Genomic DNA, 25,821 nt, shown 5'->3' with positions numbered 1-25,821 from the left:
AAAAAAATAATTCTAAAAAATAGATCAAGGTATAAAAATCATCTTAAAAGCCTTTGTGTTGCTAAAAACCCGTGTTATGATATTTTTTACACAACAAACATTACATGTTTGTTGCTAACTCTAGTTTGGTAAATAATTAACGCTTTTTTGATAAAGTAGTTTTAGTTTCTATCAAAGACTAGAGGCAGTAAAATGACTATATGCTAAATACTAAAAGTAAGTATAAGGCTTTCATATTTCGCTAATACTATATTAGATAGTCACTTTTAAGTTTTGATTTCATCATCTTGGTACCCGTTTATATGCAATGATGCAAAGGAATTTGGGACTAAGTAAACTTTTTAGGAAGTAATATTATGTCAGCTCGTGAGCAAGGTATCGTTAAGTGGTTTAATGACTCAAAAGGCTTTGGTTTCATTCAACGTGATAGCGGAGAAGATATTTTTGTGCATTTCCGCGCGATCCAAGGTGATGGTTATCGCTCTCTAAAAGACGGCGAAAAAGTTGAGTTCAGTGTAGTAGAAGGTGATAAAGGCCTACAAGCTGAAGAAGTCAGAAAAGTAGAAGAGTAATCGTAACAGTCATTCGTGCAGTTTAGCTATAATGTCTGTACAAACTACTGATATACTACTGAGTCAAGCTCGTCCTGTCTTACTTATGTTGATTTTAACGCAGCATACTTGGTAAGCATCGACATGGGCTTGGCTTTTTTATGCTTATCAGTTTTATGGGGCTTGCCTGCTGACTAATCGTTGCTATAAACCGTTAAGCCTTATAGCCTCTCATTTATTTATGATACACAAGCGATTTATATAAAAGGATATTTTTTTGAGTAACTTTACGACGTTTACGGATTTGCCACTTTCAGCAGCGACCTTGCGTGCAGTAAGTGACTTAGGTTTTACTGAATTGACGCCGATTCAAGCAAAAATACTGCCGCATACGCTGGCAAACCAAGATGCGATCGGACAGGCGCAAACGGGTACGGGCAAGACGGCTACATTTTTATTGACGATTATGGAGGCGTTACTTAAGCGTCCATTTGCTGCTGATGAAGAACGTCATTTAGGTGAGCCACGTGCCGTCGTTATGGCACCCACCCGTGAGCTTGCTCAGCAAATATTCGATGATTGTATCGCTTTGACCAAATATACTTCTTTGCATAGCGTCTGTATTATGGGTGGCACCAATTATGAAACCCAGCAGCATGAGCTTGAGCGTCAATACGTCGATATATTGATTGCCACACCTGGTCGTTTGATTGATTTGATGCATAAAGGTATGGTTTATCTTGATCGCGTAGAAGTATTAGTATTAGATGAAGCAGACCGCATGCTCGATATGGGGTTTATACCCGATATCAAACGCTTAGTCGGTCGCATGCCGCCCAATACCGACCGTCAAAGTTTATTGTTTTCTGCTACCTTTAACCAAGATGTGATGGGTTTGGCTTATCGCTGGTTACATGAGCCAGAGTTTGTTGAGATTGAGCCTGAGCATAAAACCAGTGAACTGGTAGATCAACATTTTTATCTCTTAACCGAAGATCAGAAGCTAGAAGCGGTTGAGCGCATTATCACGGATAGTACGGTAGAAAAGGTCATTATTTTTGCCAATCGTAAAGACCAAGTAAAGCGCCTATATCATAAGCTGCGTCAGGGACATAAAATTGTCATGTTATCAGGCGATGTGATTCAGCAAAAACGCGAGAAATATTTACAGCGCTTTAAAGACGGGCATGCCTCTGTTTTGGTCGCGACGGATGTAGCAGGGCGCGGTATTCATGTTGATGATGTCAGTCATGTGATTAATTATACCTTACCAGATCAGCCAGATGACTATGTACACCGTATCGGTCGTACTGGGCGCGCCGGGCAAACCGGTATTAGTATTAGCTTTGTCAGCGAAGATGATGCCTTTAATATACCGGCATTAGAGAAGCATTTGGATACGAAGTTTAAGCTTGAGCAGTGGCAGCCTTAATAAGATTTTTTAATTAAGCTCTAAAGTCTTTAAACAGTAAAAAGCCCTTGATAAATTATTAAGGGCTTTTTTTATGCACATAACATTAAGCAATTATCATTGATTAGTAATGCTATTCCATCGTCTCCGAGTCATTATTCATATTGTGCATGCTATGGTCCATCTGGCTCATATCGTGGTGAGTCGTATTATCCGTATCAGTCATCATCATAGTATCACCATGCGCCATGCCCATGCTATGACCGCCGCCATGATCACCATGCATACTGGACATGGCGATAGGAACGAAGACCACAGCCAAACCTGATAATACCATCACAGCACCATTAAGCTGTCTTAAGCGAAAACGTCCAATCTTATCCCGTAACCAACCAACGGTCTCATGAGTAGCGACTAACATCGGTACGGTTCCTAAGCCAAAGACGAACATCAAGGCAGCACCGCTGAGAGGATTGTGCGCGACCACAGCGATAAGTAGGGCGCCATAGACTAAGCCACAAGGTAAGAATCCCCATAGAAGACCTGCAGACAATGCTCGCGGAAAGGTGTTGAGTGGAAATACTTTTTGACGAATAGGGCTTAGGTATTGCCAAAATCGCATACCAAAACGCTCAAGTCTCTTTAAAAATGGTGCACCAAGCATGGTCATGCCGACGAACACCAATACCAAACCAAGCAAAATACGCGGTGCACTATTGCCTTGCATCAACGGTTGTAATACGGCAGTACCTAACAGTCCTGCGATCAAACCCAAAAATGCGTAGCTGGTTAAGCGACCGAAATGATAGGTCGCCACCAATGCACGGCGCTTGGCGGGGCTGACATCCTTCATCGACAGACCAAAGGCAGTTACTAAGCCGCCACACATACCTAAGCAATGCGGTGAACCAAAAAAACCCATTAGTAATGCCGCAACGAGTAAAGCTGTGGTCATGGGAAGGTACTCCTAAAAATGGTAAAAGGCGTACCGACTTATCACTGTCTTATGCAGATAGAATAAGTGGGTAACGCATTAGTAAAATAGCCCAAGGCTATGTTTTTGAGTTCTTGTCTGTATCAGAGAGAGGAGGGGCGACAATATGCGCATTATTTAGCTTATTAGATTCTTTTTCAATCGAAGTAGTAGCGCTCACTTCTTTTACTTCTTGAATAGGTGTTACATTTTCTTGAGCTTGTATGACTTGTCGACGTTCTTGACGATCATCTAAAATAATGCGCTGGGAGGCGTTATCCAAATCCTCGAATTGATTGGATTTGACCGCATAACGTACTGCCCAAATCGCGACCACAAACAGCATGAGACTTAATGGAATTAGTAAAAATATACTGAGCATGTCACATCTCTTTAATCGCAGTTTCTTTTACTATTATACACCTGTTGCCAGTGAGATGGTTGACCTGTAAGGATAAAGGGAAAAAGGTAGATAATTATGAGGGTATGTTTCTAAAATTGAGGTATAGACTCTAGTCGTCAGCAGTTTTGGCAACTTTACCTCTTGGAGTCAACAGCTGCTGCGACGTCACTTCTTTAGCTTGGCGACAATTTGCTTGAGGTCGTATCACATCGCGTAGATAGGCGGCAACCTCATAAACCGCCCGCCTAGAATGGCTTAAGTTTTGTGCTGGCTCCATCCAGTCACGTATGACGGGTAAGGGGGCATTAATCGCTGTGCTATTGATACCGTTTAAGGCAAATTGTCTGCGAGCACGTGCCATATGGTAGCTGTCGGTGATGAGATAGACATGATGCAGAGGGATACGTTTTGCCGTAAATCGCGCATTCTCGCAAGTATTCATACTGGCATTTTCGCTGATTAACCCATCAATACCATGCTCAATCAGCCATTGACCAAGCCAAGGCGCTTCAGCACCACTGAGTACAATGGGCAGAGGAAGGTCGTGATAGGCTGTAGCGGCAGCACGGGCACGATTAAGGCTATAGCGATTGAGGATAATTTGGTTGTTATTATCATTGGTCAGACCGCCACCCAATACCACATAAGCGGTAGGCGGCGAGCTCATAGCAGCAGATGGCATTTTTGGTAATGGCAGATGAGCCAATATATAGACTACTGCTTGAGAAAATAGCGGCGTGAATAAACTGATGAGGACTAAAATAACTGTCGTTGCACCCAGCAAAAACGTGGCATTGATAATACGAAACAGCTTGATCATACGCTCAGCTGAACGTAAATAATGTCGCCATAGGCGATTAGACCATGACTGCTTAGACCACATGCTCATCGTATCCAATGGAGCCATCGGCATTTACCCATACTGGCTCACGCGACAGTTGAATCGCAAATTTCTTATAGACAGTATCTATAATATATTTTTGAGCAGCGGCGACATCTTGTTTAGTAGCAATATACGGCGCGTGATTGGTCAATACTAGCGCTTGCTGCTGATGAGTAAAAATAGGCTCTATACCGCCGCCCTTTAGACCCGCTTGTTCGATAAGCCAGCCGGCTGCCACTTTAGTCATTGCGTCAGGCATTGGGTAGCCAACGATAGCCGGATAAGATGATTGCAGCGTAGCAAATTGATCTTGAGGGACAATCGGATTTTGAAAAAAGCTGCCGCAATTTGGTAGTTGCTTCGGGTCAGGCAGCTTTTGCTGACGAATCTCAATGATGGCATGCATTACATCAGCGGGCGTCGGTTTGGCGCGACCTTGCTGTGTAGCATAGCTCTGTGCGACGGTCTGTACATCGCCATAGCTTGCCAGCACCTTTGTTGCATCAGTATGCAATCTAAAACCCACACGGCTAATTAGCCACGTATTCGGCTGACGTTTAAACATACTATCACGGTAGCCAAACTCGCAGTCGACCGTGGTCAAATCATGCCACGTTTGACTTGGCAGATGGTAAGCACGTACAGACTGTAAGCAGTCCTCTAGCTGAACACCGTAAGCGCCAATATTTTGTATCGGAGCGGCGCCCGTCAGACCAGGTATGAGGGCAAGGTTTTCGAGTCCATACCAGCCTTGAGCGACCGCATGTACCACCAAGTCGTGCCAGTTTTCACCTGCCATTACCTCAATATCGACATGAGAGTCTGTTTGCGCTGTCACCTGTATGCCACGCATTCTTGGTCGTAAGACAATCGCATTGAGCTTTGCTGGTAGTAGCACATTACTACCACCGGACAAGACAAATAATGGCTTTCTATGCTGAGTATCTTGCTCATAATATGCCATAAACTCGTCAAGTTGCACCTCATCCGTCAAGGTAACTACAGAGTCAGCCATACATGCCAAAGCCATGGTGTTGCTATGAGACAAATCAGCTACGTCATCAGATAGAGTATGTGGTGCAATGTGTTTAGAGCATAAAGCTGAAGTCATAACATAGCCTATGGGGCAAGTAAACAAAAAGTCATATGGTATTTATTATAAAGGATGCTAGGTATAAAGGTAGCAAAAATATAGCGCCTTATGATTACTATATCTTCCAGCTTTCAATCCAAGCTTGTGCACTTGATTCGATACGCTCGATCACCTCTTCAAAAGCATCGCCATCACCGGTGTATGGGTCTGGCACATCATCACCGCCGTAAGTGGGATCTTCTTCACTAAATAAAGCCAATTTGGCTAATTTTTTATCGGTATTTGTTATACCATTTTTAATACTCTGCAAGTCTGCTAAATTTTGTGCATCCATCGCCAATATTAAATCAAAATCGCGAAAGTCATCAGCACTGACTTGGCGCGCGACCAATTTATTGATGTTGTAACCATGAGCTTTGGCGTGACGCTGCGCGCGCTCATCAGGTGCATGCCCAATATGCCAATCCCCAGTGCCTGCCGAATCTACCTTCATCGACAACCCTGCAATCGCTGCTTGCTGACGAAAAATCTCTTCAGCAGTTGGTGAACGGCAGATATTCCCCAAACAGACCAATAATACAGATGACGGAGTAGACGCTTTGATGGGCATATGATGACCTTTTGTCGCAATAAAAAAACATGCTATCAAAATCAACACTAGAAATGTGATTTATAAGCATGCTATAGAGTGTAAGTTAATGGGTGATAGCGTAACGGTTAATACCTTGAATGGCAAGGGCAGAGAGTAAACAATAGGGTCAGCGGTTCATGCATACCCGCTAGCCGTGTTATTACTTAAGATGAGGCAATGTTATTGCTGATCTTACCAACAAAGCTAATCTTGATTGCTTTTAAAACGATGTAAATCACGGCGCTCTTTTTTATTGGGTTTGTTGTCTGGACGGGCAAGGTTGGCAAGTTTACGCTGCTCGGCATAATAGTCACGGCGAGCGATGCTTTCTTCGGTTTCTGAATACAATACTTCAGCTGCTGTTGCGTTACCGCGTTGCGCCGTTAGTGCTTCAACAACGACTGTCTTTTCAGTCATGGCAGTGGCTGAGCCTTGACGAATCTGCAATTCATCACCAACGGTAATCTCTTTACTGGTCTTTGCGCGGCTACCTGCGTAATGTACGCGCCCGCTTTCGATGGCTTCTTTGGCAAGAGTGCGAGTGCGGTAAAAGCGTGCAGCCCATAACCATTTATCAAGACGCATACGAACAGCATCAGGATTGCTATGACTGGGCTGATTGTGGTTTTTATTATGTTTACTCATCAAAACCTCATAGATATCAATAACGTAAGATTATAATGGTGGTATTTTTAATAATTAAAAGAGCATTAAGCGATTAACATCGTTTTTGTCATTGAAGTTACTGACACCATTGTTTTTCACAAGGTATGCCATCATTATTGCCATCCATTTTCGTATTAGGGCAATGTTGTATAAAGTAAGTGGCTTCTGCGCAGGATGTTATTTGGGAGCAATGCTTTCGGCCACTGATAAATTGATAGTCTACGTTTAGTTTTATTTCAAAAACAACTGATAACCAACATTATCATTAAGCATGGTGCAGTCGTAACCGATATCGAGCAGCGCATCTTGTAGCTGGCGAGAGTTACCCTCAGAAGCTTGTAAACCGACCAATACTCGACCTTCAGCAGCGCCATGATTGCGATAATGAAACAAGGTAATATTAAAATCGTCACCCAATTTTTCTAAAAAGGTCAATAAAGCACCTGGACGTTCTGGGAAAGTGACTTGTAATAACTGCTCATTTTCAACATGAGCATGGCCACCAATCAGATGACGGATATGGGATTTGGCAACATCGTCATCGGTCAAGTCGTGTGCTGTATAGCCATCAGCTACCAATTGCGTACGGATGGTTTGACGCTCTTTGTCACCTTCTTTTAATGCAATCCCGACGAATATCGCCGCAGGTTCCATAGAATCAGGTGATTTCTTACTATCAGCACGGTAATTAAACTCAGTAATATTACGACCGTGTAGGCTACGACAGAAGTTTAAGAAAGCGCCAGTCTGCTCAGGGATCGTTACGCCAAAGATGGCTTCTTTTTTCTCACCAATCTCAGTACGCTCAGCGATGTAGCGCAAGCGATCAAAATTCATATTAGCACCGCAAATGATGGCGACGCAGTTTTTGTCTTGTAGATTATGGGTCTCAAGGTATTTTTTCATACCAGCAACTGACAGCGCGCCAGCAGGCTCAACGATACTGCGGTTCTCTTCAAAGATATCTTTGACAGCAGCGCAAACTTCATCATTGGTACAAGTAACGACTTCAGGATCGACGACAGGACCGGACTTATCGCTCTTCTGCATACGGACGATATCAAACGGTAATTCGCCGATTTGGGCAACTGCCACACCATCGACGAACAGTCCCACTTGTTCAAGTTTGACTCGCTCATTAGCTTCAAGCGCCGCTTTTAGTGACGCTGATTGGTCGGCTTCTACAGCGATGACTTTAACATGCGGAGCAACTTCGCCCAAAAATGCAGCGACGCCAGAAATCAGACCACCACCACCCACTGCTACAAAAACGTAATCCATATTGCGCCATTGCTGGGTGAGCTCAAGCCCGATGGTACCTTGTCCAGCAATCACCAGCTCATCATCATATGGTGGGATAAAAGTCAGACCTTCACGCTCAGCGCGATCAATGGCATAGCGATTGGCTTCATCAAAGCTATCACCGTACAAGTCGACATTGCCGCCAAGTGCTCTGACGGCATCTACTTTGATATCAGGAGTAGTGGTTGGCATAACGATAATGTTATTAAGAGCAAGTTTACGAGCAGAGTAGGCAACCCCTTGGGCATGGTTACCTGCCGATGCGCAAATCACGCCACGTGCTTTTTGCTCATCATTTAATTGGCTAATGCGATTATAAGCGCCGCGCAGTTTAAAGGACTTTACCGGTTGCAGGTCTTCACGTTTAAAACGAATGTCATTAGTAAAACGTTGGGTCAGTTTGGGTGCCGCTTCAAGTGGTGTTTGAATAGCAACGTCATAGACGGTGGCTTGCAAGATGGCTCGTACCCAATGTGACAGCATAATGATTCCTAAACTAGAGTATGTATGAAAAAGTGCGGTGAATTATAAGTAAATAAGCGAGTCGCTATCAGCGACAAAAAATGCAGAGAATGATAAAAATCAAATAGATTAGCCTATGCTGATTTTAAACATGTTGCAAGACACAATTACAGTTTTTGCGGCGGTTTGGTCATTGATGTTTATTAAGTCAAAGAAAATTATCAACAAAACCAGTTTTTTTGCTTATTTATCCAAAAAAGCTTGAGTCATTTCCATATGTCTGTATTATTGGACATATGGAAATGACTCAAGCTATGACAAGTTTTGCCGCCCTCTCACAAGAAACCCGCTTAAAGGCATTTCGACTGCTGGTCAGTCACGAGCCTAAAGGATTACCTGCGGGTGAAATAGCTCGCCAATTGTCTGTGCCGCACAATACAATGTCAACGCACTTAGCTGTGCTGGCACGAGCAGGATGGGTGATATCAGAGCGCCAAAGTCGCCAGATTATCTATCGTGCTTCTTTATCACATATGCAGACCGTCATTGAGTTTTTATTACAAGATTGCTGCGCTGGACATCCAGAGCTGTGTGCGGCTCTTGTTAATAATTTAAATGGCTGTTCAGCTGATAGTAGCGGTGCCATTAATGAGCTGGATGATGTTGAAAACCATCCCCATTGTTAAACTGCTATCAATCAAAAACGTCCCAATTCTATATTCATAAAAAATAGGTGAGATTACGATGACATCTTTGATTTTTCACAACCCAAAATGCGGTACTTCTCGTAATACCTTAGCCATTATGCAAGCGTCAGGGGATAATCCAGAGGTGATTGAATACCTTAAAACACCGCCGAGTCGCGAGTATTTGGTTGAGCTGTTGGCAAAAATGGCTCTCTCACCACGAGAGCTGTTACGCAGTAAAGAATCGATTAATGATGAGCTGGGTCTAGACAACCCTGCGGTATCTGATGATGAGATTATCGATGCCATGATTGACCATCCTATCTTAATCAATCGTCCTATCGTAGTCACAGATAAGGGCGCGGCATTGTGCCGACCATCGGAGCGAGTATTTACATTATTAGCCAATCCGGTCAGTAGTTTTACTAAAGAAGATGGAGAGACTGTTTATGACGTTAAAGGTTGATACAAAAAGCGCCGCAACAGTTTCAGAGACTATTGATTTGGATGAAAGGGGTCTTGACAAGGTAAATATGGATGATTTGCCTAATGTTGATTCAAGTCTTATTCATCCTATCGATATTGAGTCTTTAATAGGCGCAAATGACCCACGCCATGCGCCAAAAATACTGGTGTTATACGGCTCATTGCGCACGCGTTCATTCTCAAAATTGGCAGCCGAGGAGGCGAGTCGTCTATTGCGTTGGTATGGTTGTGAAGTGCAGATGTTTGACCCATCTGGTTTACCTTTACCGGATGCTGTTGATGCAGACCATCCTAAAGTGCAAGAGCTGCGTGATCTTGCGCAGTGGTCAGAGGGTATGCTGTGGGTCAGTCCCGAACGTCACGGAAGTATGACCAGTATCATGAAAGCGCAAATCGATTGGATTCCGCTGTCATTGGGCGGCGTCCGACCAACCCAAGGCAAGACTTTAGCGATAATGCAAGTCAGCGGAGGTAGTCAAAGCTTTAATACGGTCAATCAGCTGCGTATTCTTGGGCGCTGGATGCGCATGATTACTATCCCAAATCAGTCGTCTATTCCAAAAGCCTTTTTGGAATTTAACGATGATAATCGCATGGATAAGTCGCCTTTATATCTGCGCCTTGTTGATGTTTGTGAGGAGCTTGTAAAGTTTACCTGGCTTACTCGTGGCCGCTCAGCCTATCTGACTGATCGCTATTCTGAACGGGTTGAAAGTGCTGAAGAAGTATCAAAACGCGTTAATCAAAAATCGATTTAATTTTTAATTCTAAATTGACCTAATATCGATTCGATACTTATTCAATAAAATAGGCTAAATCAAGTAGGCTTCATGAAGCCTACTTGAATAAATGTCACTAATTTTTTTAAGTAAGTCTGCTTAATTAAGGTTGTTCATGCTCGCATTGATTATTTTTATCGTTACTTTAGGGCTAGTAATATGGCAACCTAGAGGTTTAGGCATTGGTTGGAGTGCGATGGGCGGGGCGTTGGTCGCCCTAGCTTTTGGTGTGGTGCAATTATCTGATGTCGGTGTCGTGTGGGACATAGTGTGGGATGCTACTTTTACCTTTGTCGCCCTGATTATCATCTCTCTTATCTTAGATAAGGCTGGGTTTTTTGCTTGGGCAGCACTGCATGTAGCGAGATTGGGTAATGGACAAGGGCGTCTATTGTTCCCTATGATTGTGATATTAGGCGCTTTTATTTCTGCGTTTTTTGCCAATGATGGGGCGGCATTATTACTGACCCCGATTGTGATTGCGATTTTATTACGGTTAAATTTTTCGCCGCCATCTGCATTGGCATTTATCATAGCGACTGGTTTTATTGCTGATACTGCAAGTTTGCCATTGGTCACATCTAACCTCGTTAATATCGTTAGTGCTAACTACTTTGATATTGGTTTTGGACGTTATGCTGCGGTTATGGTACCGGTCAATATTGTCTCTGTACTAGCGACGCTAGTGGTGCTATGGATATTTTATGCACGCCACATTCCAACACACTACTCGATGGCGGACCTTAGCGTACCTGAGTCAGCGATCGAAGACACTTTGGTTTTTAAAGCTGCTTTTCCGCTACTGGCTTTGTTGCTTGTCGCTTATTTTGCGACAGAGTCGCTTGGTATTCCTATCTCGCTCGTGACTGGCGCAGCTGCATTACTACTTATGGCGATTGCAGGGCGATTTTGGCAAGGTGGTCGCGGGGCTGTGATGTCCGTGCCTGATATTGTGCGTAGAGCACCTTGGCAGATTGTTTTATTTTCTATCGGCATGTACTTGGTTGTTTACGGTTTAGGCAATGCAGGATTAACTGCTTACGGCGCTCAAATCCTAAACTGGTTAGGGCAACAAGGTAATTTAATAGCAACCTTGGGCACAGGATTCCTCTCCGCTATCGTGGCATCTATTATGAATAACATGCCCTCTACCTTGATAGGCGCACTAGCGATTGATAGCGCCCAAGTACCGACCGCCACTCGTGAGCTGATGATTTATGCCAATGTTATTGGCAATGATTTAGGACCCAAATTTACGCCTATGGGCAGTCTTGCGACTTTACTATGGCTACATGTAATGGCAGAAAAAAATTATAAAATCAGCTGGGGGCAGTATATGAAGATTGGTTTGATTATCACCCCGCCAGTGTTATTAGTCACCTTATTAGCTTTAGTATTTTGGTTGCCCTATTTGTCTTAGTCGTAAAAATTAACGTCATATCTTATTATTAGAGGTGCTATTACGCTGACATCCATCAAAGTCATCGGTTATAATAGCGGCGCATTTTACCTCTTTTACCCTTTACTTTTTTTAAAGCGATACGTTTATTTTGCCAAGGACTTATGATGAGTGATCAGCAAGCACAAAAGCAAGCCGCCGCCCGCGCCGCCCTACGCTATATCGAAGATGATATGATACTTGGCGTAGGGACAGGAAGTACAGTGAACTGTCTGATTGAGTTATTACCAACAGTAAAGCTGGCTGGCGCAGTTGCAAGCTCGCAGGTGACAGAAGATAGATTGCGCGCACTTGGTATCGAGATTATTGACTTAAATTTTGCCGGTCAGCTTGATGTATATATTGATGGTGCTGATGAAGTAAACGCACATTTGCAACTGATTAAAGGTGGCGGCGGTGCGCTCACGCGTGAAAAAATCGTTGCTGCGGCATCGAACAAATTTGTTTGTATGATTGACGCTAGTAAATGTGTTGAGATACTAGGACGCGAATTCCCAGTGCCGATAGAGGTGTTGCCACAAGCCCGCTCATATGTGGCGCGCGAGTTGGCCAAAATGGGCGGTGAGCCTGTTTATCGTGAAGACTTTGTCACCGATTATGGCAATGTAATTTTGGATACTTATGATTTGGATGTCAGTAATCCAATAGCACTTGAACAGCAGCTTAATAATATCGTCGGTGTGGTCTGTAATGGTATCTTTGCTGCCAATCAAGCCGATGTATTGTTAAAAGCCAGCAGTAATGGCGTTGAAGTACTGACTCGATAATCAATAAGCACTTGTTTATTAGACACTAACTTGGTTATCACATATTAAAAAGGCAGAGCACATAATTTGTGCTCTGCCTTTTTAATATCTATGATTGTATAAATAACTTTTGAAAATGTGTACCTATATTTTGATTTTGTCTTTTAGCAAAAACTCCATCAAGGCTTTTTGCGCATGTAAGCGGTTTTCAGCTTCATCCCATACCACTGAGCGTGGGTCATCTAACATATCATGAGAGATCTCCTCACCACGATGCGCTGGCAAACAGTGCATAAAGACCACTTCAGAATCGGCTTTATCTAGCAGTGATGGTGTCACTTGATAAGAGGAAAAACGACGCGCACGCGTGTTTTGTTCAGACTCTTGACCCATGCTTGCCCATACATCAGTGACAATTAAGTGAGAGTCTTTTGCCGCTTCTTGTACGTTTTCAACGATACTCACGCAATGTGAGAAGCGTTTCATCAGCTCAGGGTCAGGCTCAAAGCCATAAGGCGCGGCTACTCGTAGCTCAAAGCCAAACTGATTGGCAGCTTGCATGTAGGATGCACACATATTGTTGCCATCACCGACCCAAGTGACGATTTTATTTTCGATACTACCGCGATGCTCGTAGTAAGTTTGCATATCAGCCAACAACTGGCAGGGATGAAATTCATCCGTTAAGGCATTAATGATTGGTACGCTTGAGTATTTTGCAAAGGTTTCGACTTTTTCGTGACCAAAGGTGCGAATCATAATGATATCGACCATGCTAGAGATAACGCGCGCGGAATCCTCAATTGGCTCACCGCGTCCAAGTTGGGTATCATTTGGCGATAAGAAGATAGCGCTACCACCAAACTGTCCCATGCCGGTTTCAAACGAGATGCGTGTACGGGTGGATGACTTCTCAAATATCATACCGAGCGTACGACCAACAAAGGGCTGGTATATCTCGCCTGCATGTTGCATATGACGCAATTCACTGGCGCGTTTGATGAGATTTTCTAGTTCTTGTTTGGTTAAATCAGATAAGGTCAAAAAATGGCGCAAACTCATAGCAATCCTAGCAGTCGAACAAAGTCAATGAAAATGATACGTTATCAGCCGGCAATGATATCGCGTCAATGCGTATACTGGAATGACAACAAACTTTTAGTATAGCGCAATTACTCTCAATGTAAATGTCCAATTTGCCATGATTTATCAGTCATGCAAACCTGCATTCGATGAGACATTATCTGACATGGCGATTACATCTGTATACGATTTGGACGTACGCTTAGACGACATAGTAGCTCATAGCCAATCGTATCAGCATGGGTGGCAACTTCATCAACATGCGGCGCATCACCCCATAGTATGACCTTGCTATTTAAAGCGCTACTCTCTGGTACAGCGCTCACATCGATGACAATCATATCCATTGCGACGCGCCCAATCACTGCACATGAGTAGCGTTGCTGATTTAAGGCGTCAATGACTGAAACATAAGCATCTTCATTGACAACGCGGGGATATCCATCACCATAACCAATACTAACGAGAGCCGTTTTAACATCTTGCTGAGCTATCCAGCGGCTGCCATAACCGATGGCGTCGCCAGCTTGTACGGTCTGCAAGGCAATAATTTGTGCGCTAAATTCCATGGCTGGCTGCAAATTTAGCGTATACGCGCTTTGGTCGATAACAGGCGCACTGCCATATAACATAATGCCTGGACGTACCCAATCATGATGATGCTCTGGGAAATTAACGATACCAGCAGAGTTGCACAACGATCCTTTAATATTGGTACTGACTGTTTGTCGTAAAGTATTTAGCATGTCATTAAAACGCTGAATTTGTATGGCATTTAATGGGTGATCTTGATTGTCGGCATTGGCAAAATGGGTGGTCAAAATCAGCTGATAGCCAGCATCATGCAGAGATTTTGCGGCTGAAATAAGCGTTTGGTTATTAAAACCTAAACGATTCATACCCGTGTTGTACTTTATCCAAACCACTCGAGTGGCGCTATCAACAGGTGGTATTTGCTCTAATGCCCAGTCCAATTGCGGCGCATGATGAATCACGCAACTGATATCGTGTTCAATTGCTTGCTGCCACTCATCAAAAGTAAACGCCCCTTCAATAAGCCCAATGGTTTTATCCCAGCCCAATTGCCGTGCTTCTAACGCTTCTCTTAAAGTAGCGACCCCGATACCATCTGCTTGCTGTAACGCTGGTAGGACGGCGGCGACGCCATGTCCATAGGCATTGGCTTTTACCATCGCAAGAACCTTAGATTTTGGTGCTAACGCTTTTACTTGATTAAGATTATGAGTAATGGCGGCAGGCTTGATAGTGATTGTGCGCATAATCGTCTTCTTTTTTAGCAAAGTGATGAAGGGATAAATTTATAAAGCCAGTAATTCATCAATTGAGTTGATGAGTCACTGGCCATTTTTACGAGCAATTTTGATGCGTAATTATCTGTCAGTTTTATTATTCGTCGTTCTCAAAACTGACATTTTGATAGTATTCTGGCGTCAAATTGATAAAGCGGGTAAATTGTCCTTCAAAACCCAAACGTATGGTGCCGATAGGGCCGTTACGCTGCTTACCAATAATGATTTCAGCCACACCTTTGTGATCTGAGTTTTCATTATAAACCTCATCACGATAGATGAACATAATCAAATCGGCATCCTGCTCAATCGCACCAGATTCACGCAGATCCGACATAATAGGACGTTTGTTAGGACGATTTTCTAGACTACGGTTAAGCTGCGACAAGGCGATAACTGGACATTCAAGCTCACGTGCTAATGCTTTTAAACTTCGAGAAATCTCAGAGATTTCCCCAACACGGTTGCCATCTAGACCGGGTACTTTCATTAATTGTAGATAATCGACAATGATAGCGCCAAGCTTGCCATCATGATTTTTGGCAATACGGCGGCAGCGTGAACGCAGCTCAGAGGGTGGCAGGGCAGTACTGTCATCAATATATAGATGCTTTGACTGCAAATGCTGAATGGCGTTCATCATTTTTGCCCATTCGTCTTCATTCATTTGCCCTGACCGCAGATGTGTTTGGTTGATTGCGCCCCAAGATGATAGCAAACGCATCACGATAGATTCTGCGGGCATCTCCATTGAAAATACCACTACGGGCAAATCTTCATTAAATAAAATCCCTTCTGCTAAGTTCATCGCAAAGGTGGTTTTACCCATTGATGGACGCGCAGCCACAATGACTAAATCGCCTGCTTGCAAGCCTTGGGTTTTATTATTGAGCTCAACAAATGGGGTTTGTAGTCCAATCATGCCATCTGGATTTGATTTGAGCTCTTGGATTTTATCAATAACATTGGTCAATACGGCAGTAATACCGACAGGTCCACGCTGCTCTGCACGTTTATTATGCTGCTCATTGATGCTAAATATTTTTGCTTCTACGTTATCCAAAATATCGCTGACGGTTTGGTCTTTGGGATTATAGGCTAGGGTCAACATATCATTGCCGGTAGTAATCAGCTGACGTAGTGTCGATAGCTCGCGTACACGCTGGGCGTAAGCCGTCAGGTTAAACAAAGTTGCTGGACTTTGGCTCAAGATATCCGCCAAATAACTGTCGCCGCCTGCGCTTTTTAGCAGCTTTTGTGCCTCTAACCAATCATGTACCATAACCGTGTCATAAGGCTCATTGACTGCAGCTAAATGCGCAATAGCATCAAAAATATACTGATGTCGCCCAGCATAAAAATCGTCTTTGGTAACGATATCTGCAATCTTATCGTATGCCTCTTCGATGCTCATCAAAGACGCCAGCAGCGCCTTTTCAATATCGATATTGTGCGGCGGTGTTTGATTGAGTAAGTCGTCGGTTTTTTCAGTATCTGCCATGAGTGCCTAATATTTCAAAAGTCGGTATAGATGGGTATTGTTGTAAGTATTTATTTTAGTCATGATACAGCAAAGCAAGCGCAATGCACCTCGATGAGAGAAGTACCAAAACGTCATCTCACGCTTGCCAGTAAATGCTACAATCAAAAGCGAAAGTTTAACACATTATGTGATTTTTTCAGCCCAGATAAGTAATTATCTATAAAAATGCCTGCTTCTATGAAATGAAGTTCATGGCATATAATACAGCTTTACATACGCTCATTTATCATAAAAAATACAATAGAATCAGCTTCTTAATACAATAATAGGATGTTAGTGCTATGCAAGAAAAATTGCCATTATTAATCACGACTGGTGAACCTGCGGGTATTGGTATGGATATCGTACTGCTGCTAGCGGCTGAGGGTAAGTTACAGGATTTTGATCGTCCAGTTTGGGTCACGGCAGATAGCAAAGCAATGCAAAAACGTGCCGATGAGCTCATTGCTGCGGGCATATTAAAAAGCTGCCCACCTTGGAAAACGATCAATGCAAATGAGGCAATTATAGATGACGATGATTTTTTAAATCAAATGTCACAGCAGAGTATTAACAGTGGCGCTGTTAATAATGATAATGCTTTTATCTTATTAAATATTCCCTGTGCTGCGCCCGTCGCTTGTGGGAAAATTGATATCAATAACTCCGCAATGGTGGTTACACAGTTGGAAATAGCGCATAAACTGGCAGCCAACAAAACAGTCGCCGCTATCGTCACCGGACCACTACAAAAATCTGCATTGATAGATGCTGGTATTAAACTGTTAGATGGCACGATGTTCAGCGGTCATACCGAATTTTTTATGCAGCAAAGTGGCTGTGATAAAGTCGTCATGATGCTTGCTAATGAAGCCATGAAAGTGGCACTTGTTACCACGCACTTGGCATTAAAAGACGTGCCTGCAGCCATCACTGCCGATAACGTACGCCAAACAGTGCAAATTGTTATCGATGATATGCGTGAGAAATTTGGCTTGACGCAGCCGCGTATCTTAGTTTGCGGTCTAAATCCGCATGCGGGCGAGGGCGGGCATTTGGGCATTGAGGAGATTGAGATTATCAATCCAGTGCTACGAGAATTTATCAATATTGGGATAGATATATCAGAGGCGATGCCGGCAGATACTTTATTCACGCCGAGACATTTAGCCAACTGCGATGCAGTGATTGCCATGTATCACGACCAAGGGTTGCCTGTACTCAAGTCACATGGCTTTGGTGATACAGTCAATTTGACTTTGGGACTGCCTTATATTCGTACTTCTGTCGATCACGGTACTGCGCTTGATTTGGCAGGACGTGGCGGTGCTAGTGCCACCAGCCTATACCAAGCACTCATCATGGCAAATGAGATGGCCGATAAATCGCTTATTGATAGACTTCTTGTATAAGTCGATACTTTGGCGAGATTTGTCACTCAGTATTGGATAACGTTACCGTCAGTAATACCTATTTATGAATCATCAAACACGCCTTAATATAAGTGGTTCCATTATACCAGTCTGTTTTAAGTGGTCTGTTAATAGGTTTAGAGGGTGAAATAGCTGGTTCCATTGGGGTATACCTCAGGAAAATTAATCTAAGTCAACTCTTCTCTATTCAAAATTATTTACTATAATTAGTCTTATATTCATCGCAACCTGATGATTGAAATCCAATATCACATGCTTTGTCATACCATTCTTTAGCAATAGCATAATCTTGACGTACGCCCTGACCTTTTTCGTACATAGTGGCTATAGCATATTGAGCAAATGGATAGTCTTGACTAGCTGCTTTTGTGTACCAATAAATTGCTTTATTATAATCTTGCGGCACACCATAACCTTTGTGGTATAAGTCACCTAGAGTGAACTGAGCCGCTACGTCTCCTTGATCAGCTGCTTTCGTGTACCAATATACTGCTTTATTATAGTCTTGAGATACACAGTAACCTAGACTGTACATGACGCCTAAGTTGGACTGAGCCGCTATATCTCCTTCATTAGCTGCTTTATTGTACCAATAGGTTGCTTTGTCACAATCTATATTTATTTCTATACCTTCTCTATATCTCTCGGCAAGATTAAACTGCGATTTTACATCGCCTTGTTCTGCCAGTCTTTGTAGCTTTGCAACATCACTTTCTTTCTTAACCTTCAATTGCGTCTGTAAAGCTTGTTGATTAGTTGCACTTTGAATTTGTTGGCAACCCATCAACAAAAATGGTGAAGATAAAAGAAAAAGAAGGGTAGTTGTCATTTTAGACTTAGAAAAGATCATAGAGTCGCGTCACTAACTGTGGTTTATTCGTTAATCATACCATTTGCTAAAAAACTTAGTCTACTAGCAAAAAAAGCCTTTCTTGAGGGGCTATGTTTTTTACTAATTACAAATAACTCTATACTCTCTTTATCATAAGACGCGTTGTTGAAATACATTCGATGCCTGTATAGCGCACCGATCACTAATAGAATATGTATGGTAAGTACATCATGAAGTACCCTGTGAGTATTTCAGCGAGTTAAAACATTGATACTAGTAGCCTACAGCCTAGTGTTCAAGTCCTCACTAGGGTACCGTATATATAACCAATATTATAGCAAATGGTTTAGAACAAAAAAGCTACTGTGTCGGTTGCGCCAAGGTATGGGTAGTTTACGGATCAAATATCTCAAAAACACAGTCAAATAATAAGCTGTGATATAATTCATCCCAATAAAACACTCATTTTATCGTCATTGCTCACTTTTACCTCTTACTCATTAAGACTATTCTATGTCAAAAACTACATTTGATGCTCAATCTATTACCAACAGCCTACGTGCTGCCAAACACCAACCGCGTAAACGCTTTGGTCAAAACTTCTTACATGACCGTAGTGTTATCCGTGAGATTGTTGAGAGCATTCGCTTAGAGCGTGATGACAATTTGATTGAGATTGGGCCAGGGATGGGCGCATTAACTGAACCGTTATTAGCTGAAGTAGATGCGATGACCGTGGTCGAGCTAGATCGTGATTTGGCAGATAGCTTGCGTATCCGTATTGGGGCTAATAGTCATCCAAATTTTGAGATTATCAAAAACAATGCCATGCATGTGGATTATCGGGAGCTTTATAGCGATGAGCGCGGCAAATTACGCGTGGTAGGTAATCTACCGTATAACATCTCAACGCCCATACTCTTTCACTTACTCAGCTATGCCGATGTGATTGAAGACATGCACTTTATGCTGCAAAAAGAAGTGGTTGAACGTATCACCGCTGATGTCGGTAGCAAAACCTATGGTCGCCTATCGGTCATTATGCAGTATCACTGCCATACGGATTATTTGCTCACCGTACCACGTGGTGCTTTTAATCCGCCGCCAAAAGTGACCAGTGCCGTATTTCGTCTGACGCCGCACATTATTAAGCCAGTCGTGGCAGAAGATGAAGAGTATTTTGCATTGGTAGTGCGCGAAACCTTTAATCATCGCCGTAAAACGTTACGCGCTATATTCAAAAAATCAACGTTATTGCCGACGTTGAGCGAAGACGATTTTGCAGCTTGCGCCATTGATCCACAAGCCCGTCCTGAAACCTTAAGCGTGAAAGATTTTGTCAATTTGAGCAATCAAGCGCGTAAAGTAGAAGGCTGATTTATCAGTGCTATTCATACCGCAGATATCATTGATTGCTAAGTAGTATCTACAATATCCACAAGAAAGATTGAGAGCTTATGAGTTATCGTCATCAGTATGTCATCGGTGATTTGCAAGGCTGCTATGCTGCGTATCTTCAGCTACTTAAAACATTGGATTTTGATCCTGAGCAAGATAAATTATGGTTTGCAGGCGACTTAGTGGCACGCGGCGAGGACTCTTTAAATACCTTGCGTCATGTCAAAGATTTGTGTGAGCAAGGGGCAGCCGCGACCGTACTTGGCAATCATGATATCAATTTGCTAGCCGTATGGCGTGGAGCGACGAAAATCAAGAAAAAAGATAAGACAGCACCGATTTTTGCAGCCGATGATTGTGATGAGTTGCTAGAGTGGCTACGTCATCAGCCATTATTGGTTTATCCTGATAAGCATACGGTGCTGGTGCATGCCGGTATTCCGCCGCACTGGAGTATTGAAGACGCCGAAAAGTATGCACATCAGTTAGAGTCGCAGTTGCGCAGTCATTTAAAACAGCTTGATAGATTGTTGCCAAATCTCTATAGCAAGACGGCAGATAAGTGGTATGCAGACATTCATGGATTTACGAAAATGCGAGCGATTGCCAATTATTTTACTCGCATGCGCTTATGTCAGCAGGATGGGCTGCTTGAATTTAGCTTTACCTCAGGGCTAGATGAGCGCATGCCAGAGGATTTTTTGCCTTGGTTTGAATGGCAAGTGCCGCGCACGCGTAAGGTGTTATTTGGGCATTGGGCCGCACTCAAAGGTGAGATTGATCTGCCTTATGCTCGTGCACTAGATGGTGGCTGTGTTTGGGGCAATCATTTGCTAGCCTATCGCTTAAGTGATGGCAAGACCATTACGTCAAGTGCGCAGTGCTTGCCGATATCTTCTTAATTTTTTAGTGATTCCAAAAACCAATCAAGCCATCAAATTAACCCATTAACTGGGTAGATTTGGTGGCTTTTTTGGTTTAGGTAGTGGCGTTTTGGCGTCGCCTGCAACTTTGTTATCAGCAGGGTTGTCTTGACCAATCGTATCAGGTACCATCTGATTATTCTCATCAAACGCAGCATGCGTTTTACCATATTGAATATCCTGACTATAAGGGACGCTGCTAAGTGCTTCCTCTGTCAGACCATCATCAAGCTCAATGGTTTTATTCATGGCTGGTTTATTGACGGTAATATGAGCTTCGCGGTTGTTTAGTTCAGGACTCAGCTGATGTTCTGCTGATGGATTAGCATAATGTATATCAGTGACCGCCTGCTGTCCTTCTGTCTTCTTCTGCAAGGCTTTTGGGAGCACTTTGACATCAGATAAGCGCCTTACCACATAGTTTTTGGGAAGTGGCTGATTGCTATTTTGTGGGGCGGTATCATCGAAAATCATCTGACCTTGGCTATCAATACGTGCATACTTCATCGGTTTGTCGCGTGGCCAAAAAAAGTCAGAAGGATGCGTCATTAAGTGGCTGAAGAGTTGCTTAGTTAAGCGACTCCAATCAACGAATTTCACCTCTTTTGAGCGTAAAGCGACAAGAAGTGCCAGTGAGAAACTGACGATCAAGTTGACCATACCGATAAGTAAGACGCCAAAGACAGAAAGCAGCACCACTTGCCACTCTAGCTGATTGGACGACATATTAAATAAGCCATGAGCCAAGTTCGCTGAAGCAAAGGCAATATGGCGAATATCAATTGGTAAGCCAAATAAGAAACCAATCGTTGCAGTACTTCCTAGGAAAACCCCAAAGATAAAGTTGCCCATGATGGCACCAAGATTGGCTTCTATAAAGCCGCCTAAACGTTGTAGCCATGCTTTGGGCAATAAATACTGTAATAGCTTATGACGCTGAATACGGGCCCCTATCTGGTTGTAGACTGCCAAATTATCATAATAGCCAGCAATTAGACCCGATAAGAATAAATACACCCCAGCAATAGCAGCATGTGGCAAAGCTAGTGAGCGAAAAGGGTCGAGATCATGAAGTAGGTGAGCGGCCTTATCGGTATCAATCATCGGCGCGCCAGTATATTGCAACCAAGCAAAAGAGATGATCAAGGCGACTGGTATAGCCATCATAATATTACCCATGATGGCAATAAACTGGGTGCGTAAAATATCGACCACCAATTCAGACAGCTTATTTAACTGATGGGACTTTTTACCCGAGCTGTCTGATATGGTTGAGGCGATAGCTGCCGCTGTCATGGCAGGCTGTTTGGTAGCGACTGTACCATGGACGATGTGGATGAAAACAAAGCCCAAACCATAAATCATACTATTGACAAAGGCGCGACCCATAGGTGCGAGAGCTAAGTGATATGCCAATATCTTAGTCGTCGCCATGAAAGCAATGATAAAGCCACCGATAGAGGCTTTTTTAAACATCTTCTGATAACCGGATTTATCAGTACTAATATAGTGTTCGCCAACGCGGCTGGCGTTTTCAGTGACTTTTCGCGATAGCAGCTTAGTATTATTGTCAATCAAATAGCCAATACTATAACGATGACTGGCAGTCGTAATCAGCGCTTGAATCAACTCAATTATTGCCCGATCGCGCTTATCATAGTTGTTTGCTACCAGCTCAGTCAATATGCGCATGCGCTGTAAGCTTTGATCTAATCGTAGCATCATGTTGGTTAGGCGAATAGAGATACCGGTTTTGTAAATGCGCTTGCGTATGGTGGCAACGATGTCTTCGCATTGCTCAATCATGACCAATAGAGGCGCTGGATCCACGGCTTTTTCGGGAATAATATCGGTTAAGGTGTCGAGCTCATGTGCTTCTCGGTACTGATTGACGTACAAGACTGCTTCTTGATTTTGTGCCACAAACGACGCTGAATAATTCAGCATTTGCGGGTAAGATTCCATCAAGTCTGGATGCAAGCCAATACCGCTGATACGATACGATAAAATGATAATCGCGTTCAAAATACTGTTTTTTGCCGTCGCGACTAAGTTTAGATGCTGCTCATGGACTTTGAGTAGCCCGACCAGCTCATCCCATTTTTCTTTTTCGATATGGGCAAGCCAGCGCTCATCAGAGCGTTTATCAAATAAATAACCAACCAATTCTACGACAGAATCTTCTTGTGGCAGTAGTGGCAAAAAACGATGACCAATCAAACGGCGCAAACTGTAAAAGAAACCCTGATCTGACATAATGCCAGTATCGGTATAAAGAGCAATCTGGCGGTATTCGATAATAAGTTTTAAGACAAAACTCGACAGCCCATCGCCATATTCTGGATGCTGACGTAGCACCTCAATAAGATTTTGAATATTCTGATTGGCTAAAGTAGGCTCTTTATCACTTACTCGTAGCTCATCGATTAAGCGCTTAAGTACCGCGGGATCTGGTACATCACTTAAGGCAGTAATCTGTTGTAAAATGTGTTTTATCTCTGACACATCGTATCCCTTATGGTAGTTATTTCAATCATCGTTATTATGTAGTATGTGAAATAAGACATATTCTTCTTTTAGTGACTGGCTGTAATTATCACTGTGGCGATACATATCTTTATTAATTTACCGCTTGTTAATGTACTGCGCCCTCATTTATAAGTTTTAGTATATTTTTATTAAGTTTAAGGCATCTGGTTTTGCGTTATTTTAATCGTAACGGCTCATCAATAGTCAACTATTTTGTTAGCAGGTATTTTGATGACTATTGTGTCAATTTTATGAAGATATTTTTGGCAAAAAAAGGGACAGTAGCGTGACTGTCCCCTTTATCATAGTGCGGCAGGGCTTACTTTATTATAAAAGTAACCAATTAGCTAGCAGGTACGTCAAAGTAATTCAGGTCAAAGTTCATCATCGGATCACTACCAGCTTCAACCATCTGAGCATGGGCATCGATACGTGGCAAGATACGACCAACGAAATAATCAGCAAGCTTGGCTTTATTGGTGTAAAAATCACCTTCTTTACCATCAGCCGCTTCAACCATCAACGCAAACATATACGAGTAGGCTAGGTAACCAAAGGCATGCATATAATCAACCGCACAACCGTTAATTTCATTCTTACGATCACCAATATTATTGAGCACCGTTGTGGTTAGTGCTTCAATTGTATCAGCAGCATCTAGCGTCGCTTGCTTGATACCGTGCTCTGCTTGCATATTATTGACAAAATCACGAATTTCACCTAAGAAATGGGTAACGTATTTGCCGTTATTTTTCGCCACTTTACGACCTAGTAAATCAAGCGCTTGAATACCATTGGTACCTTCATAGATCTGGGCAATACGAGTATCACGAACGATTTGCTCCATACCCCATTCACGTATATAGCCATGACCGCCAAATACTTGCTGGCAATCAATAGTGGCTTCTAGTGCTTTGTCGGTCAAGAATGCTTTAGCCACGGGCGTCAATAGAGCAACACGTGCGGCAGCAGCTTGAGCGGCCTCTGGATCGGTACTAAACTTCTCTTCATCAAGATTTTTGGCAACGTACATCGCAAAGCAACGTGAGGCTTCGGTATTGGCTTTGGCATTCAACAGCATACGGCGTACATCGGCATGATGAATGATGGCATCCGCTGGTTTTTCTGGGCTTTGCAGTTGGGTATCGCTACGACCTTGACCACGGTCATTGGCATATAACGCCGCATTTTGATAAGCAAGCTCAGAACCACCAAGGCCTTGAAGACCCATGGTGACACGCTCATAGTTCATCATAATGAACATTGATGACAGACCAGTGTTTTCGGCACCAACCATCCAGCCTTTGGCGCTGTCAAAGTTCATCACACAAGTGGCAGAGGCTTTGATACCCATTTTATGCTCGATAGAGCCGACTGCTAGGGTATTGCGCTCGCCTAAGCTGCCATCTTCATTGACCAAAAATTTTGGTACGACAAATAGCGAAATACCTTTTGAGCCTTCTGGTGCATTCGGTGTTTTTGCCAGTACCAGATGAATGATATTGTCAGTTAGGTCATGCTCACCGCCAGTGATAAAGATTTTGGTACCAGAGATATCATAGCTACCGTCATCATTAGGAATAGCTTTGGTTTTGATGATACCCAAGTCAGTACCAGCATGTGGCTCTGTCAAGCACATGGTGCCAGCCCATTCGCCGTTGTACATTTTCTCTAAGTAAGTTTGCTTTTGCTCTTCAGAGGCAGCCGCGTTTAGGCACAGTGTTGCGCCAACAGTTAGGTTAGGGTAGAGAGCAAATGATTGGTTGGCAGTGAATACCATTTCTTCAGTCAACATGGTCACCATTTTTGGGAAACCTTGACCACCGTATTCAGAATTACCACTTAAGCCGACCCAGCCAGATTCAGCATACTGCTTATAAGCTTCTTTAAAGCCAGTTGGAGTCGTAACAACGCCATCACCTTGGAAGGTTGCGCCTTCTTCATCACCGCTACGGTTGATAGGTAACAAAACGTTTTTTGTCAGTTTTGCCATTTCTTCCAAAATCATATCGACCGTTTCCATATCGACATGAGCAAGGTTTTCGTTATTTTGCCAAAATTTAGGCGCGTTAAACACATCATTTAAGATAAAGCGCATGTCATTAAGAGGGGCATTATAAACAGCCATAAACATTCCTTTGGTTCAAATAAATAAAAGTGAGTTGAACAAATTTATAAGAGATCTTTTGAGTTGGGCTTAATATTCATTATTAAAGTTTAGCAAATTAGCTTGCGCACGGGTGTATTTGTTCGTGAATTA

The 25,821-nt window shown here is 43.0% G+C and carries 24 protein-coding genes; 10 read left to right on the top strand and 14 right to left on the bottom strand.

The window, feature by feature from the left end; all coding sequences use genetic code 11:
* Window positions 1–356 precede the first annotated feature (356 nt).
* On the top strand, window positions 357–572 hold the full coding sequence (locus FQ082_RS01065; RefSeq protein WP_011513806.1) for a cold-shock protein: 216 nt from the start codon (window positions 357–359) through the stop codon (window positions 570–572).
* Between the two features lie 256 nt (window positions 573–828).
* Window positions 829–1,983 (top strand): DEAD/DEAH box helicase, encoded by a 1,155-nt coding sequence (locus tag FQ082_RS01060; protein WP_011513805.1) that lies wholly within the window; start codon window positions 829–831, stop codon window positions 1,981–1,983.
* Between the two features lie 112 nt (window positions 1,984–2,095).
* On the opposite strand, the gene FQ082_RS01055 is transcribed toward FQ082_RS01060, so the two are convergent.
* The 8 genes from FQ082_RS01055 to ilvA all read right to left on the bottom strand — a co-directional run bounded on the left by FQ082_RS01055 (window position 2,096) and on the right by ilvA (window position 8,396).
* Window positions 2,096–2,917 carry a sulfite exporter TauE/SafE family protein gene (locus FQ082_RS01055; RefSeq protein WP_149491711.1) on the bottom strand — a complete coding sequence of 274 codons (822 nt, stop codon included), beginning with the start codon at window positions 2,915–2,917 and terminating at the stop codon, window positions 2,096–2,098.
* Window positions 2,918–3,014: 97 nt separating this feature from the next.
* On the bottom strand, window positions 3,015–3,317 hold the full coding sequence (gene ccoS / locus FQ082_RS01050; RefSeq protein WP_133104593.1) for a cbb3-type cytochrome oxidase assembly protein CcoS: 303 nt from the start codon (window positions 3,315–3,317) through the stop codon (window positions 3,015–3,017).
* Window positions 3,318–3,447: 130 nt separating this feature from the next.
* Window positions 3,448–4,227: a YdcF family protein gene (locus tag FQ082_RS01045; RefSeq protein ID WP_259275410.1), complete on the bottom strand. Its 780-nt coding sequence runs from the start codon at window positions 4,225–4,227 to the stop codon at window positions 3,448–3,450.
* Window positions 4,211–5,332: a UDP-N-acetylmuramate dehydrogenase gene (gene murB / locus FQ082_RS01040; protein ID WP_149491710.1), complete on the bottom strand. Its 1,122-nt coding sequence runs from the start codon at window positions 5,330–5,332 to the stop codon at window positions 4,211–4,213. The genes FQ082_RS01045 and murB overlap by 17 nt, the downstream gene beginning before the upstream one ends.
* 97 nt (window positions 5,333–5,429) lie before the next feature.
* Window positions 5,430–5,924: a low molecular weight protein-tyrosine-phosphatase gene (locus FQ082_RS01035; RefSeq protein WP_011513800.1), complete on the bottom strand. Its 495-nt coding sequence runs from the start codon at window positions 5,922–5,924 to the stop codon at window positions 5,430–5,432.
* A 225-nt stretch (window positions 5,925–6,149) separates the two neighbouring features.
* Window positions 6,150–6,590, bottom strand: a complete 441-nt coding sequence (locus FQ082_RS01030; protein WP_133104596.1) for an RNA-binding S4 domain-containing protein — start codon at window positions 6,588–6,590, stop codon at window positions 6,150–6,152.
* A 97-nt stretch (window positions 6,591–6,687) separates the two neighbouring features.
* On the bottom strand, window positions 6,688–6,819 hold the full coding sequence (locus FQ082_RS01025; RefSeq protein WP_410477374.1) for an excalibur calcium-binding domain-containing protein: 132 nt from the start codon (window positions 6,817–6,819) through the stop codon (window positions 6,688–6,690).
* A gap of 23 nt (window positions 6,820–6,842) precedes the next feature.
* Window positions 6,843–8,396: a threonine ammonia-lyase, biosynthetic gene (ilvA, locus tag FQ082_RS01020; protein ID WP_149491709.1), complete on the bottom strand. Its 1,554-nt coding sequence runs from the start codon at window positions 8,394–8,396 to the stop codon at window positions 6,843–6,845.
* A 281-nt stretch (window positions 8,397–8,677) separates the two neighbouring features.
* Here ilvA and FQ082_RS01015 point away from each other — a divergent pair, with 281 nt between their 5' ends.
* From FQ082_RS01015 to rpiA, 5 genes are all read left to right on the top strand, one after another.
* The gene (locus tag FQ082_RS01015; RefSeq protein ID WP_262498117.1) at window positions 8,678–9,061 is read left to right on the top strand and encodes an ArsR/SmtB family transcription factor; all 384 of its coding nucleotides are present in this window, start codon (window positions 8,678–8,680) and stop codon (window positions 9,059–9,061) included.
* Window positions 9,062–9,119: 58 nt separating this feature from the next.
* On the top strand, window positions 9,120–9,527 hold the full coding sequence (arsC, locus tag FQ082_RS01010) for an arsenate reductase (glutaredoxin) (protein ID WP_149491707.1): 408 nt from the start codon (window positions 9,120–9,122) through the stop codon (window positions 9,525–9,527).
* Window positions 9,528–9,594: 67 nt separating this feature from the next.
* The gene (gene arsH / locus FQ082_RS01005) at window positions 9,595–10,305 is read left to right on the top strand and encodes an arsenical resistance protein ArsH (protein ID WP_149491947.1); all 711 of its coding nucleotides are present in this window, start codon (window positions 9,595–9,597) and stop codon (window positions 10,303–10,305) included.
* 136 nt (window positions 10,306–10,441) lie between these two features.
* A complete protein-coding gene (locus FQ082_RS01000; protein WP_149491706.1) occupies window positions 10,442–11,746 on the top strand; it encodes an arsenic transporter in 1,305 nt (434 codons plus the stop codon).
* A 146-nt stretch (window positions 11,747–11,892) separates the two neighbouring features.
* On the top strand, window positions 11,893–12,552 hold the full coding sequence (rpiA, locus tag FQ082_RS00995; protein ID WP_149491705.1) for a ribose-5-phosphate isomerase RpiA: 660 nt from the start codon (window positions 11,893–11,895) through the stop codon (window positions 12,550–12,552).
* Window positions 12,553–12,675: 123 nt separating this feature from the next.
* Here the strand turns inward: rpiA and argF are convergent, their stop codons facing one another.
* From argF to dnaB, 3 genes are all read right to left on the bottom strand, one after another.
* A complete protein-coding gene (argF, locus tag FQ082_RS00990) occupies window positions 12,676–13,593 on the bottom strand; it encodes an ornithine carbamoyltransferase (protein WP_011513792.1) in 918 nt (305 codons plus the stop codon).
* A gap of 194 nt (window positions 13,594–13,787) precedes the next feature.
* Window positions 13,788–14,894, bottom strand: coding sequence for an alanine racemase (gene alr / locus FQ082_RS00985; protein WP_149491704.1), 1,107 nt, complete (start codon window positions 14,892–14,894; stop codon window positions 13,788–13,790).
* 127 nt (window positions 14,895–15,021) lie between these two features.
* Window positions 15,022–16,425 (bottom strand): replicative DNA helicase, encoded by a 1,404-nt coding sequence (gene dnaB, locus FQ082_RS00980; RefSeq protein ID WP_011513790.1) that lies wholly within the window; start codon window positions 16,423–16,425, stop codon window positions 15,022–15,024.
* Between the two features lie 323 nt (window positions 16,426–16,748).
* Between dnaB and pdxA the strand changes: the two genes are divergently transcribed.
* The gene (gene pdxA / locus FQ082_RS00975) at window positions 16,749–17,858 is read left to right on the top strand and encodes a 4-hydroxythreonine-4-phosphate dehydrogenase PdxA (RefSeq protein ID WP_149491703.1); all 1,110 of its coding nucleotides are present in this window, start codon (window positions 16,749–16,751) and stop codon (window positions 17,856–17,858) included.
* A 214-nt stretch (window positions 17,859–18,072) separates the two neighbouring features.
* Here pdxA and FQ082_RS00970 read toward each other — a convergent pair whose 3' ends face one another.
* Window positions 18,073–18,729: a tetratricopeptide repeat protein gene (locus tag FQ082_RS00970; RefSeq protein WP_011513788.1), complete on the bottom strand. Its 657-nt coding sequence runs from the start codon at window positions 18,727–18,729 to the stop codon at window positions 18,073–18,075.
* Between the two features lie 495 nt (window positions 18,730–19,224).
* Between FQ082_RS00970 and rsmA the strand changes: the two genes are divergently transcribed.
* A complete protein-coding gene (gene rsmA / locus FQ082_RS00965; protein WP_011513787.1) occupies window positions 19,225–20,088 on the top strand; it encodes a 16S rRNA (adenine(1518)-N(6)/adenine(1519)-N(6))-dimethyltransferase RsmA in 864 nt (287 codons plus the stop codon).
* A gap of 80 nt (window positions 20,089–20,168) precedes the next feature.
* Complete coding sequence (locus tag FQ082_RS00960) at window positions 20,169–21,011, top strand: symmetrical bis(5'-nucleosyl)-tetraphosphatase (RefSeq protein WP_149491702.1); 843 nt, start codon at window positions 20,169–20,171, stop codon at window positions 21,009–21,011.
* Window positions 21,012–21,056: 45 nt separating this feature from the next.
* Here the strand turns inward: FQ082_RS00960 and FQ082_RS00955 are convergent, their stop codons facing one another.
* Together FQ082_RS00955 and FQ082_RS00950 are read right to left on the bottom strand one after the other, a co-directional pair.
* Window positions 21,057–23,537, bottom strand: a complete 2,481-nt coding sequence (locus FQ082_RS00955; protein ID WP_149491701.1) for a site-specific recombinase — start codon at window positions 23,535–23,537, stop codon at window positions 21,057–21,059.
* 367 nt (window positions 23,538–23,904) lie between these two features.
* Entirely contained in the window at window positions 23,905–25,689 is a 1,785-nt protein-coding gene (locus FQ082_RS00950; protein WP_149491700.1) for an acyl-CoA dehydrogenase C-terminal domain-containing protein, read from the bottom strand.
* Between the last annotated feature and the right edge of the window lie 132 nt (window positions 25,690–25,821).

It is taken from the genome of Psychrobacter sp. ANT_H56B (assembly GCF_008369245.1).
Lineage (GTDB): Bacteria > Pseudomonadota > Gammaproteobacteria > Pseudomonadales > Moraxellaceae > Psychrobacter > Psychrobacter cryohalolentis.
This window is presented reverse-complemented; position numbering and strand designations above follow the sequence as displayed.